Raw genomic sequence first — 13,092 nt, 5'->3', positions numbered from 1 at the left:
GAACTTCAGTCCGGTTAGGCTCAAGGCATGCATGCCTGGCCCGCTTCCGAGGTCCCCGCCCTGCCTGGTCAGGGCCGCGACCTGAGGATCCACGACACCGCGACCGGCGGTCTGGTCACCCTCGACCCCGGTCCCGTCGCCCGTCTCTACGTCTGCGGCATCACCCCGTACGACGCCACGCACCTGGGACACGCGGCGACCTACAACGCGTTCGACCTCGTGCAGCGCGTGTGGCTCGACACCAAGCGGCAGGTTCACTACGTCCAGAACGTCACCGACGTCGACGATCCGCTCCTGGAGCGGGCGCAGCGCGACGGCCTCGACTGGGCCGCGCTCGCCGAGAAGGAGACGGCCCTCTTCCGCGAGGACATGACGGCCCTGCGCATGCTGCCGCCGCGGCAGTACATAGGCGCCGTCGAGGCCATACCGGGGATCGTTCCGCTCGTCGAGCGGCTCCGGGACGCCGGCGCGGCCTATGAACTGGAGGGGGACGTCTACTTCTCCGTCGAGTCCGACCCGCACTTCGGCAAGGTCTCGAACCTCGACGCCGCGGCGATGCGGCTGCTGTCCGCCGAGCGCGGCGGCGATCCGGACCGCCCGGGCAAGAAGAACCCGCTCGACCCGATGCTGTGGATGGCGGCCCGTGAGGGCGAGCCCAGCTGGGACGGCGCATCGCTCGGGCGCGGACGGCCCGGCTGGCACATCGAGTGTGTGGCCATCGCCCTCGACCACCTCGGCATGGGCTTCGACATCCAGGGCGGCGGCTCCGACCTCGCCTTCCCGCACCACGAGATGGGCGCCTCGCACGCCCAGGCGCTCACCGGCGAGTTCCCCATGGCCAAGGCGTATGTGCACGCCGGTATGGTCGCCCTGAACGGCGAGAAGATGTCCAAGTCCAAGGGCAATCTGGTCTTCGTCTCCACGCTGCGGCACGACGGCGTCGACCCGGCCGCCATCCGGCTCGCGCTGCTCGCCCACCACTACCGTGCCGACTGGGAGTGGACCGACCAGGTCCTCCAGGACGCCGTCGCACGGCTCGGCCGCTGGCGGGCCGCCGTGTCCCGGCCCGACGGGCCGCCTGCGGAGGCGCTCGTCGACGAGATCCGCGAGGCCCTCGCCGCCGACCTGGACGCCCCGGCCGCGCTCGGCGCGGTCGACCGCTGGGTCGCGCTCCAGGAACGGAGCGGCGGCACGGACATCGGCGCGCCCGGGGTGGTCTCCCGGGCGGTGGACGCGCTGCTGGGCGTGGCGCTGTAGCCGAGAAGCAGACTTCAGGGGCGTCTCCCGGCCGGGAGACGCCCCTGAAGCGTTCGTGCGGTGCCTCAGTCCTCCGACGACTCGTCGTCGTCCGTGCCCGGCTTGGGCGGCTTCGGCGGGCGGGTGCGGCCGCTGGGGTTGTCGCGCAGGTACGACGTGCTGTCGCTGCCGTCCGCCGTGGCGTGACCGCCGGCCGCGGGCGGCCCGCCGCCGTCGTGGCGCCGCAGATAGCGCTCGAACTCCCGGGCGATGGCCTCGCCGGACGCCTCCGGCAGCTCGGCGGTGTCCCGGGCCTCCTCCAGCGACTGGACGTACTCGGCGACCTCGCTGTCCTCGGCGGCCAGCTGGTCCACGCCGACCTGCCAGGCGCGGGCGTCCTCGGGCAGCTCGCCCAGCGGGATCCGCACGTCGATCAGGTCCTCCAGCCGGTTCAGCAGGGCCAGCGTGGCCTTCGGGTTCGGCGGCTGCGACACGTAGTGCGGCACCGCCGCCCACAGGGACACGGCCGGCACGCCCGCGTGCGTGCACGCCTCCTGGAGAACGCCGACGATGCCCGTGGGGCCCTCGTACTTGGTCTCCTCCAGGTCCATGCGGCGGGCCAGGTCCGGGTCGGACGTCGTCCCGCTGATCGGCACCGGACGGGTGTGCGGGGTATCGCCCAGCAGGGCGCCCAGGACCACCACCAGCTCCACGCCCAGTTCGTGCGCGAAGCCGAGCAGTTCGTTGCAGAACGACCGCCACCGCATGGACGGTTCGATGCCCCGGACGAGGACGAGGTCGCGCGGCTTCTCGCCTCCGACCCGGACCACCGACAGCCTGGTCGTGGGCCAGGTGATCTTGCGGACGCCCGCTTCCATGAACACCGTGGGGCGGTTCACCTGGAAGTCGTAGTAGTCCTCGGCGTCCAGCGCCGCGAACACCTCGCCCTTCCATTCCCTGTCCAGATGCGCGACCGCGGTGGAGGCGGCGTCGCCGGCATCGTTCCAGCCCTCGAACGCGGCCACCATGACCGGGTCGATCAGCTCGGGAACCCCCTCGAGCTCGATCACCCAGCGCCTCCTTCCGACGTGCCCTCGCTTGACCACCCAACCTTACGGCGTGCCGCGGGGGCGCCCGCAGCCCCCTTGCAGGGGGAGTGACCCCATCACTGCCCCGCGATCCACCCCTGAACACCCCGGATTCATCCGAGCAGTCCGTGACGCCCTGGTCACAGCGTGGAGCGCAGCCACTGCTCCACACTCGCGATGTGCACGGTCGCCCACGAGCGGGCCGCCTCGGCGTCCCGGTCGCGCAGGGCGGCGAGGATCGCGCGGTGCTCGCGCAGGGTGCGGGCGACGGCGTCCTCCTGGGTGAGGCCGCGCCAGATCCGGGCCCGGGTGGTGGGACCCGAAAGACCGTCGAGCAGCGAGCACAGCACGGAGTTGCCGGAGCTGTGCACGATGCCCCGGTGGAACTCCAGGTCGCAGGCGACGAGATCCTCCACGGACGGGGACTCGCCGAGCTGGTCCAGCTGGGCCGACAGCGCGTCCAGCTGCTGCTCGCTGATCCGCGCGGCCGCCATCGCGGTCGCGGCCGGCTCCAGGATGCGGCGTACGGCCAGGAACTCCAGGACCGTGTCGTCACGGTGGAAGTCGACGACGAAACTCATCGCCTCCAGCAGGAGTTGCGGGTCGAGGCTGGTGACGTAGGTGCCGTCGCCCTGCCGTACGTCCAGGATCCGGATCAGCGACAGGGCACGCACGGCCTCCCGCAGGGAGTTGCGGGACAGCCCGAGGTCGGCGGCGAGTTCGCTCTCCTTGGGCAGCCGGTCGCCCGGGCGCAGCGCGCCGGAGACGATCATTCCCTTGATCTTCTCGATCGCCTCGTCGGTGACTGCCATGGCAGGCCTCCCAGTGTGCTCAAAACCTCCGACGTATCAGGTCATTATGCGTGCGCGGGAACGCGGAAGGGGCGGCTCCGTCGGCGTGGAGCCGCCCCTTCCGGAAGCGGGGTCATCCGTACCCGTGCCTACTTCTTGTCGAGCACGTCCTGCACCTTGGCCCGCACGTCGTCCGTGGCGAGGCCGCGGATCGTCAGCGTCGTGCGGCGGCGCAGCACGTCGTCCTGCGTCTCGGCCCACTCGTGGTCCCGGGCCCAGACGACCTGCGCCCAGATCTCCGGGGCGTCGGGGTGGACGCGCTCGGCGAGCTCGGGGCTCTCGTTGGCCAGCCGGGCGATGTCGAACGCCAGCGAGCCGTAGTGGGTGGCCAGGTGCCTGGCCGTGTCGGCCGCCATGCGCGGGCCGGGCGCCGGCCGGTCGGTGAGCAGCCGGTGGGCGACCGCACGCGGGTTGGCGATGCCGGGCAGCGGAAGCTTCTTCGGCAGCGCGCTGATCGGCTCGAAGTCGTCGCCCAGCGGGTGGCCCGGCAGCGCCTCCAGCTTCTTCATGATCGTACGGCCGATGTGCCGGAAGGTGGTCCACTTGCCGCCCGCGACGGACAGCATGCCGCCCCGGCCCTCGGTGACGACCGTCTCCCGCTTGGCCTTGGAGGTGTCGCCGGGGCCGCCCGGCAGCACCCGCAGGCCCGCGAAGGAGTAGGTGATGAGGTCGCGGCTCAGCTGCTGGTCGCGGACCGAGAAGGCGGCCTCGTCGAGGATCTGGGATATGTCCTGGTCGGTGACCGAGACGTCCGCCGGGTCGCCCTCGAACTCCTCGTCGGTGGTGCCGAGCAGCAGCATGTCCTCCCAGGGGAGGGCGAAGGTGATGCGGTACTTGTCGATCGGGGTCGCGAGCGCGGCCTTCCAGGGGGAGGTGCGCTTGAGGACCAGGTGCGCGCCCTTCGACAGGCGGATGGACGGCGCCGCGTTCGGGTCCTCCATCTTCCGCAGGTGGTCGACCCACGGGCCGGTCGCGTTCAGCACGAGCCGGGCGCTGACGCCGAACTCGTCGCCGGACAGCCGGTCCTTCAGCTCGGCGCCGGTGACGCGGCCCTGCGTGAAGCGCAGGCCCGTCACCTCGGCGTGGTTGAGGACGACCGCACCCGCCTCGGCGGCCCCGCGGACCGTCATCAGCGCCATGCGGGCGTCGTTCATCTGGTCGTCGCCGTAGACGGCCACGGCCTTGAGGTTCTCGGTGCGCAGCTCGGGCACGTCCTGCGCGGCCTTGGCCGGCGAGAGCAGGTGCCCGACGCCGTCACCGAACGCGGAGAGCGCGGAGTAGGCGAAGACGCCCGCGCCGAGCTTCGCCGCGCCGTGCGGCCCGCCCTTGTACACGGGGAGGTAGAACGTGAGCGGGTTCGCCAGGTGGGGAGCCACCTGGCGGGAGACCGCACGGCGCTCGAAGTGGTTCTCCGCCACCAGCTTCACCGCGCCGGTCTGCAGGTAGCGCAGACCGCCGTGGAGCAGCTTGGAGGAGGCGGAGGACGTGGCACCGGCGAAGTCGCCGGCGTCCACCAGAGCCACCCTGAGGCCGGACTGCGCGGCGTGCCAGGCGGTGGAGATGCCCAGGATGCCGCCGCCGATCACGAGAAGGTCGTACGACGCCTTGGAGAGCTGCTCCCTGGTCTCGGCTCGGCTCGGGTTCGAGCCGGAGGCCGGGTGCGTCCCCAGGGCAGGCACGGACTGCAGGGTGGACTTGGTGGTCATGCTGTTTCTTACTCCTCGTCCTCGAGCCAGCCCATGGTCCGCTCGACGGCCTTGAGCCAGTTCTTGTACTCATGGGCGCGGGTCTCCGCGTCCATGCGGGGGGTCCACTCGGCGGCCCGGCGCCAGTTGGCGCGCAGGTCGTCGGTGCTGTTCCAGAAGCCGACGGCGAGACCGGCGGCGTAGGCGGCGCCGAGGCAGGTGGTCTCGGCGACCATCGGGCGCACCACGGGGGCGTCCACGAAGTCGGCGAGGGTCTGCATCAGCAGATTGTTGGAGGTCATGCCGCCGTCGACCTTGAGGGTGGCCAGCTCGACGCCGGAGTCCTTCGTCATGGCGTCGGCGATCTCGCGGGTCTGCCAGGCGGTGGCCTCCAGGACGGCACGCGCGAGGTGCGCCTTGGTGACGTACCGGGTCAGGCCGGCGATCACACCGCGGGCGTCGGAGCGCCAGTACGGGGCGAACAGGCCGGAGAAGGCCGGCACGAAGTAGGCGCCGCCGTTGTCCTCGACCGACAGGGCGAGGGTCTCGATCTCCGCGGCGGTGGAGATCAGGCCCATCTGGTCGCGCATCCACTGCACCAGCGAACCGGTGACCGCGATCGAGCCCTCCAGGGCGTAGACCGTCCTCTGGTCGCCGATCTTGTAGCCGACCGTGGTCAGCAGGCCGCTGTAGGAGTTGATGATCTTGTCACCGGTGTTCATCACCATGAAGGTGCCGGTGCCGTAGGTCGACTTGGTCTCGCCCTCGGCGAAGCAGGTCTGGCCGAACAGGGCCGCCTGCTGGTCGCCGAGCGCGGAGGCGACCGGGATGCCACCGAGCAGGTCGCCCAGCTTTCCGCCGGTGATCTCGCCGTAGACCTCGGCGGAGGAGCGGATCTCGGGCAGGATCTGCTTCGGGACGCCGATCGACTCGCAGATCTTGTCGTCCCACTCCATGGTGTGCAGGTTCATGAGCATCGTGCGCGAGGCGTTGGTGACGTCCGTGACGTGCTTGCCGCCGTCGACACCACCGGTCAGGTTCCAGATGACCCAGGTGTCCATGGTGCCGAAGAGGATGTCGCCCGCCGCGGCGCGCTCCTTCAGGCCGTCGACGTTGTCGAGCAGCCAGCGGGCCTTCGGGCCGGCGAAGTAGGAGGCCAGCGGCAGGCCCGTCTCGCGGCGGAAGCGGTCCTGGCCGACGTTGCGGCCGAGCTCGCGGCAGAGGGCGTCGGTGCGGGTGTCCTGCCAGACGATGGCGTTGTGGACGGGCTCACCGGTGTTCTTGTCCCACAGCACGGTCGTCTCGCGCTGGTTGGTGATGCCGATGGCCTTGATGTCGTCACGGGTGATGCCGGCCTTGGCGATCGCTCCGGCCACGACCTCCTGGACGTTGGTCCAGATCTCCGTGGCGTTGTGCTCGACCCAGCCCGGCTTCGGGAAGATCTGCTCGTGCTCCTTCTGGTCGACGGAGACGATCCGGCCGTCCCGGTCGAAGACGATGCAGCGGCTGGAGGTGGTGCCCTGGTCGATGGCGGCGATGAAGGGGCCGGCGGTGTGCGCGTCGGTCACTGTGTGCTCCTGGAAGTTCCGTGTTTATGGGGCTTTACGTACGGCGCGTGCCGAGAGTTTCGCGAAGCGGCGGGAAATGCCGCTCCTAGGCGAACGCGACGTTGTAGATGCCTGCGGCGATGGCCCCGCCGAGGAGCGGGCCGACCACCGGAACCCAGGCGTAGCCCCAGTCGGAGCCGCCCTTGTTGGGCAGCGGCAGCAGGGCGTGCACGATGCGCGGACCGAGGTCACGGGCCGGGTTGATCGCGTACCCCGTCGGGCCGCCGAGGGACAGGCCGATGGAGACCACGACGAGCGCGGTGATCAGGGCGCCCAGGGTGCCCAGGCCGTTGCCCTTGTCGTTCAGGCCCTGCGTGAGCACGGCGAGCACCAGCACGATGGTGCCGATGACCTCCGTCGCGATGTTCTGCCAGGCGACCCGGATCTCGGGGCCGGTGGAGAAGACGCCCAGCACGGGGCCGGCGCCCTTCTCCTGCGCCTCGACGGCCTTGACCGCCGTGTCCTGCGCACCCGGACCGCCGACTATCTCGCGGTCGGTGAGGTGTGCGTGGAACTGGCCGTAATAGGCGACCCAGACCAGGGCCGCGCCGATCATGGCGCCGAGGATCTGTCCGGCCCAGTAGACCGGGACGTTCTTCCAGTCGCCGTCCTTGATCGCGATCGCGATGGTGACGGCCGGGTTCAGATGGGCGCCGGACAGCGGCGCCGCAGTGTAGACGGCCGTGAGCACCGCGAAGCCCCACCCGAAGGTGATGGCGAGCCAGCCGGCGTTGCGGGCCTTGGAAGCCTTCAGCGTGACGGCGGCACAGACGCCGCCGCCGAGGAGGATGAGTATGGCGGTACCGATGGTCTCGCCGATGAAGATGTCGGAGCTGGACACCCGCGACTCCTTTGTCCTACGTCCAGGGAAGTTCGATACCGGCCTGGCGTTGTCACACTCTAGCGCGTATTGCCGGTAGCTGTTCGACAATGTCGACCGATGGACGGGAGTCTTGCTTCGGGGTTACGAGCACGTCAAGAGCTGTGTAGTCGATAACACGATCGTTACTGATCGCCGCGGGCTGAAGGATCTTCGCCGCAGGTGAGCGCGGACATGCCGAGGACCGGAACGCCGTACGGCGCCCCGGTCCGCTCGTGTGCCGTCAGAACCGCCCGGCGCCCAGGTCCCGCGAGACCGCGCGGGCGCAGTCGCGGACCGCCGCGATGAGCTCGGGCCGGAGCGCGCCCTCCTCGTCGGACCGGCACAGCCGCTCCACGGCGCCGGTGATGCCGACCGCGCCGACCGGCATGCGCCGCCGGTCGTGGATGGGAGCGGCGAGCGAGGCCACGCCCTCCCAGGTCTCCTCGACGTCCGCCGCGTACCCCCGCGCGCGGGTCACGTCGAGGAGGTGCTCGAAATCCTCGGGCTCGCACACCGTCCGGTCGGTGAACGCCTTGCGGTCGGCTTCCAGGGCCTCGCTGTGCGCCACCGGGTCGTAGGCGGACAGCACCTTGCCCAGGGCCGTGGAGTGCAGCGGCTGCATGGCCCCGATCTCCAGGACCTGCCGGCTGTCGTCGGGCCGGAAGACGTGGTGCACGATCAGCACGCCCTGCTGGTGCAGGACGCCGAGGTAGACGCTCTCGCCGCTGGAGCGGGCCAGGTCGTCGGCCCACACCAGGGCGCGCGCCCGCAGCTCGTGCACATCGAGGTAGGTGGTGCCCAGGCGCAGCAGCTCCGCGCCCAGCTGGTAGCGCCCGGAGGTGTCGTCCTGTTCCACGAAGCCCTCCTGCTGGAGGGTGCGCAGTATGCCGTGGGCGGTGCCTTTGGCCAGGCCCAGCGACGAGGCGATGTCCGACAGGCCGAGCCGCCGCTCGCCGCCCGCGAGCAGCCGCAGCATCGCGGCCGCCCGTTCGAGCGACTGGATGTTCCGTGCCATCGCCGTACTGCCTCCGTCCCCTTCGACCGCCGACAAGCGGCACCACAGCCCTCGTTCGGCAATGTCGAACACTACCGGTCGATGCCGACCTCTCGCTAATGGCCGGTCGCCATTTGTTACTCCGCCGGGGGCCGCCGCGTCGCCCGGGCGGCCGTTCCGGTGCCCTCGCAGTCCGTCCCGTGGACGCGCTGCCCATCCAAGCCCACTCCCGGTTACGCTGGCGCGGTGCGCCCATCCCGGATGCCCTCCGCTGTCCGGGAAGCCGCAAAGCCGACAGCCGTCGCATCCGAGGGAGCCCTTTTCATGGCCTCGTTGCCGCCGACCCCTTCCGCAGACAGCCGGGCCCGTGTGTCCGCGCTCCGAGAAGCCCTGGCCACCCGCGTGGTCGTGGCCGACGGAGCGATGGGCACCATGCTCCAGGCGCAGGACCCCACGCTCGAGGACTTCGAGAATCTCGAGGGCTGCACCGAGATCCTCAACCAGACGCGCCCGGACATCGTCCGTTCGGTCCACTCCGCATACTTCGACGTCGGTGTGGACTGCGTGGAGACCAACACCTTCGGCGCCAACCTCACCGCCCTCGGCGAGTACGACATCCCCGAGCGCGTCACCGAGCTGTCCGAGGCCGGTGCCCGGATCGCCCGCGAGGTGGCCGACGAGTTCACCCGCAGCACCGGGCAGCAGCGCTGGGTGCTCGGCTCGATGGGACCCGGCACCAAGCTGCCCACCCTCGGCCACACCACCTTCGGCGCCATCCGGGACGCCTACCAGCAGAACGCCGAGGGGCTGCTCGCCGGCGGCGCCGACGCGCTGCTCGTGGAGACCACGCAGGACCTGCTCCAGACCAAGGCCTCCGTCATCGCCGCCCGCCGGGCCATGGAGGCCACCGGCCAGTCCGTGCCGCTGATCGTCTCGGTGACCGTCGAGACCACCGGCACCATGCTGCTCGGCTCCGAGATCGGCGCGGCCCTGACCGCGCTGGAGCCGCTCGGCATCGACATGATCGGCCTGAACTGCGCCACGGGCCCTGCCGAGATGAGCGAGCACCTGCGCTTCCTGTCCCGGCACTCGCGCATCCCGCTGTCCTGCATGCCCAACGCGGGCCTGCCGGTGCTGACCAAGGACGGCGCGCACTACCCGCTGACCGCGCCCGAGCTGGCCGACGCGCAGGACACCTTCGTCCGGGACTACGGCCTCTCCCTCGTCGGCGGCTGCTGCGGCACCACCCCGGAGCACCTGCGCCAGCTGGTCGAGCGCGTCCGGGACGCCGCCCCGACCGAGCGCGGCCCGCAGCCCGAGCCGGGCGCGGCCTCCCTCTACCAGTCCGTGCCGTTCCGGCAGGACACCTCCTACCTGGCCATCGGCGAGCGCACCAACGCCAACGGCTCGAAGAAGTTCCGCGAGGCCATGCTGGAAGGCCGCTGGGACGACTGCGTGGAGATGGTCCGCGACCAGATCCGCGAGGGCGCGCACATGCTCGACCTGTGCGTGGACTACGTCGGCCGCGACGGCGTGGCCGACATGGAGGAGCTGGCCGGCCGCTTCGCCACCGCCTCCACCCTGCCGATCGTGCTGGACTCCACCGAGGTCGACGTCATCCGGGCCGGCCTGGAGAAGCTCGGCGGCCGTGCGGTGATCAACTCGGTCAACTACGAGGACGGCGACGGCCCCGAGTCCCGCTTCGCCAAGGTCACTGCGCTCGCCCGGGAGCACGGCGCCGCCCTCATCGCGCTCACCATCGACGAAGAGGGCCAGGCCCGCACCGCCGAGAAGAAGGTCGAGATCGCCGAACGGCTCATCGACGACCTGACCGGCAACTGGGGCATCCACGAGGAGGACATCCTCGTGGACTGCCTGACCTTCACCATCTGTACCGGCCAGGAGGAGTCCCGGGGGGACGGCATCGCCACCATCGAGGGCATCCGCGAGCTGAAGCGGCGCCACCCGAAGGTGCAGACCACGCTCGGCCTGTCCAACATCTCCTTCGGCCTCAACCCGGCCGCCCGCATCCTGCTGAACTCCGTCTTCCTCGACGAGTGCGTCAAGGCGGGCCTGGACTCGGCGATCGTGCACGCGTCGAAGATCCTGCCGATCGCCCGCTTCAGCGAGGAGGAGGTCCAGACGGCCCTGGACCTCATCCACGACCGCCGCGCCGAGGGCTACGACCCACTGCAGAAGCTCATGCAGCTGTTCGAGGGCGCCACCGCCAAGTCCCTCAAGGCCGGCAAGGCCGAGGAACTGGCCGCCCTGCCCCTGGACGAGCGCCTGAAGCGGCGCATCATCGACGGCGAGCGCAACGGCCTCGAAGCGGACCTCGACGAGGCCCTCCAGGAGCGGCCCGCGCTCGACATCGTCAACGAGACCCTGCTGGACGGCATGAAGGTCGTCGGCGAGCTGTTCGGCTCCGGTCAGATGCAGCTGCCGTTCGTCCTGCAGTCCGCCGAGGTCATGAAGACGGCCGTCGCCCACCTCGAACCGCACATGGAGAAGACCGACGAGGCCGGCAAGGGCACCATCGTGCTCGCCACCGTGCGCGGCGACGTGCACGACATCGGCAAGAACCTCGTCGACATCATCCTGTCCAACAACGGCTACAACGTCGTCAACCTCGGCATCAAGCAGCCGGTCTCCGCGATCCTGGAAGCCGCCGAGGAACACAAGGCCGACGTCATCGGCATGTCCGGACTGCTGGTGAAGTCCACGGTGATCATGAAGGAGAACCTGGAGGAGCTCAACCAGCGCGGCCTGGCCTCCGGCTACCCGGTCATCCTCGGCGGCGCCGCCCTCACCCGCGCCTACGTCGAGCAGGACCTGCACGAGATCTACGAGGGTGAAGTCCGCTACGCCCGCGACGCCTTCGAGGGGCTGCGCCTGATGGACGCCCTCATCGGCGTCAAGCGGGGCGTGCCCGGAGCGAAGCTGCCCGAGCTCAAGCAGCGCCGGGTCAGGGCCGCGGCCCCGGCCGCCGCGGAGGAGAGCCCCGAGGAGGGGCACGTCCGCTCCGACGTCGCCACCGACAACCCCGTCCCCGAGCCGCCCTTCCGCGGCACCCGCGTGATCAAGGGCATCCAGCTCAAGGAGTACGCGAGCTGGCTCGACGAGGGCGCTCTGTTCAAGGGCCAGTGGGGCCTGAAGCAGGCCCGCACCGGCGAGGGCCCGTCCTACGAGGAACTCGTCGAGAGCGAGGGCCGGCCCCGGCTGCGCGGCCTGCTGGACCGGCTCCAGACGGAGAACATGCTGGAGGCGGCCGTGGTCTACGGCTACTTCCCGTGCGTCTCCAAGGACGACGACCTGATCATCCTCGACGAGCAGGGCAACGAGCGCACCCGCTTCACCTTCCCGCGCCAGCGCCGGGGCCGCCGCCTGTGCCTGGCCGACTTCTTCCGCCCGGAGGAGTCCGGCGAGACGGACGTCGTCGGCCTCCAGGTCGTCACCGTCGGCTCGCGCATCGGCGAGGAGACCGCGCGGCTCTTCGAGGCCAACGCCTACCGTGACTACCTCGAACTGCACGGGCTGTCCGTGCAGTTGGCGGAGGCGCTCGCCGAGTACTGGCACGCGCGCGTGCGCTCCGAACTCGGCTTCGCCGGCGAGGACCCGGACGAGATGCAGGGCATGTTCGAGCTGAAGTACCGGGGCGCCCGCTTCTCCCTCGGCTACGGCGCCTGCCCCAACCTGGAGGACCGCGCCAAGATCGCCGACCTGCTCCAGCCGGAGCGCATCGGCGTCGAGCTGTCCGAGGAGTTCCAGCTGCACCCCGAGCAGTCCACGGACGCCATCGTGATCCACCACCCGGAGGCGAAGTACTTCAACGCCCGCTGAGGGGCGCTTCCCGGTGCACGTCACGGCGACCCCCGGCGTATACACGGTGTGCCCTCCGGCACAGCCGCTAAACGAGGCACTTCGCCCACGGACGACGTAGACTGGTCGGTCCACTGCAGGCCGGTTCCCACGTGGGAACCGGCCTGATCGTCCCTCAAGGAGGTAGGTGGATGACCAGTACGGTCCCCGCGCTCGGTACCCGGTCGGCCGAAGGGTCGGCCCTGCAGGCCGTGCTCCTCGACATGGACGGCACCCTGGTGGACACGGAGGGCTTCTGGTGGGAGGTCGAGGCCGAGGTCTTCGCCTCCCTCGGCCACACGCTCGACGAGTCCTGGCGGCATGTCGTGGTCGGCGGCCCCATGACCCGCAGTGCGGGGTTCCTCATCGAGGCCACCGGCGCCGACATCGCCCTCGACGAGCTCACGGTGCTCCTGAACGACGGTTTCGAGGAGCGCATCGACCGCGCCCTGCCGCTGATGCCGGGCGCCGGCCGGCTGCTGGCCGAGCTGTACGCGTACGAGATCCCCACGGCCCTGGTCTCCGCCTCGCACCGGCGCATCATCGACCGGGTGCTGACCTCGCTGGGCGCCCACCACTTCAGCCTGACGGTGGCCGGTGACGAGGTGCCGCGCACCAAGCCGCACCCCGACCCGTACCTCGCCGCCGCCGCCGGACTCGGCGCGGACCCGGTTCGGTGCGCCGTCATCGAGGACACCGCGACCGGAGTCGCCGCCGCCGAGGCCGCGGGCTGCCACGTCGTGGCCGTGCCCTCCGTCGCGCCCATCGCCCCGTCCCTGCGCCGCACGGTCGTCACCTCCCTCGAAGAGGTGGACCTGACATTTCTGCACGGCCTGATGACGGAAATGCGCTAGGCGTTCACCCAGCGTGCAGCGGCGTTAGGGCGGTAATTCCGAAGGTGAATTCGAGCC

Annotated in this window: 9 protein-coding genes; 3 read left to right on the top strand and 6 right to left on the bottom strand. The window is 70.6% G+C overall.

The genetic code is table 11. From position 1 onward, the window contains the following. The first annotated feature begins 27 nt into the window (after positions 1-27). Complete coding sequence (mshC, locus tag G3I77_RS25510; protein WP_248507467.1) at positions 28-1,257, top strand: cysteine--1-D-myo-inosityl 2-amino-2-deoxy-alpha-D-glucopyranoside ligase; 1,230 nt, start codon at positions 28-30, stop codon at positions 1,255-1,257. 65 nt (positions 1,258-1,322) lie between these two features. Here mshC and G3I77_RS25505 read toward each other — a convergent pair whose 3' ends face one another. From G3I77_RS25505 to G3I77_RS25480, 6 genes are all read right to left on the bottom strand, one after another. After that, entirely contained in the window at positions 1,323-2,306 is a 984-nt protein-coding gene (locus G3I77_RS25505) for a PAC2 family protein (RefSeq protein ID WP_031141885.1), read from the bottom strand. Positions 2,307-2,464: 158 nt separating this feature from the next. Continuing rightward, entirely contained in the window at positions 2,465-3,136 is a 672-nt protein-coding gene (locus tag G3I77_RS25500; RefSeq protein ID WP_248507464.1) for a FadR/GntR family transcriptional regulator, read from the bottom strand. A 128-nt stretch (positions 3,137-3,264) separates the two neighbouring features. After that, positions 3,265-4,881: a glycerol-3-phosphate dehydrogenase/oxidase gene (locus G3I77_RS25495; RefSeq protein WP_248507462.1), complete on the bottom strand. Its 1,617-nt coding sequence runs from the start codon at positions 4,879-4,881 to the stop codon at positions 3,265-3,267. Positions 4,882-4,889: 8 nt separating this feature from the next. Beyond that, positions 4,890-6,428, bottom strand: coding sequence for a glycerol kinase GlpK (gene glpK, locus G3I77_RS25490; RefSeq protein ID WP_248507459.1), 1,539 nt, complete (start codon positions 6,426-6,428; stop codon positions 4,890-4,892). 85 nt (positions 6,429-6,513) lie between these two features. Continuing rightward, a complete protein-coding gene (locus G3I77_RS25485; RefSeq protein WP_248507457.1) occupies positions 6,514-7,308 on the bottom strand; it encodes an MIP/aquaporin family protein in 795 nt (264 codons plus the stop codon). A 262-nt stretch (positions 7,309-7,570) separates the two neighbouring features. Continuing rightward, positions 7,571-8,344 carry an IclR family transcriptional regulator gene (locus G3I77_RS25480; RefSeq protein ID WP_248507455.1) on the bottom strand — a complete coding sequence of 258 codons (774 nt, stop codon included), beginning with the start codon at positions 8,342-8,344 and terminating at the stop codon, positions 7,571-7,573. A gap of 303 nt (positions 8,345-8,647) precedes the next feature. Between G3I77_RS25480 and metH the strand changes: the two genes are divergently transcribed. Then, positions 8,648-12,163, top strand: coding sequence for a methionine synthase (gene metH / locus G3I77_RS25475; protein WP_248507453.1), 3,516 nt, complete (start codon positions 8,648-8,650; stop codon positions 12,161-12,163). Positions 12,164-12,333: 170 nt separating this feature from the next. After that, a complete protein-coding gene (locus G3I77_RS25470; RefSeq protein ID WP_248507451.1) occupies positions 12,334-13,035 on the top strand; it encodes an HAD family phosphatase in 702 nt (233 codons plus the stop codon). The last annotated feature ends 57 nt before the right edge of the window (positions 13,036-13,092 follow it).

The sequence above is a fragment of the Streptomyces sp. D2-8 genome, from assembly GCF_023184515.1.
Lineage (GTDB): Bacteria > Actinomycetota > Actinomycetes > Streptomycetales > Streptomycetaceae > Streptomyces.
This window is presented reverse-complemented; position numbering and strand designations above follow the sequence as displayed.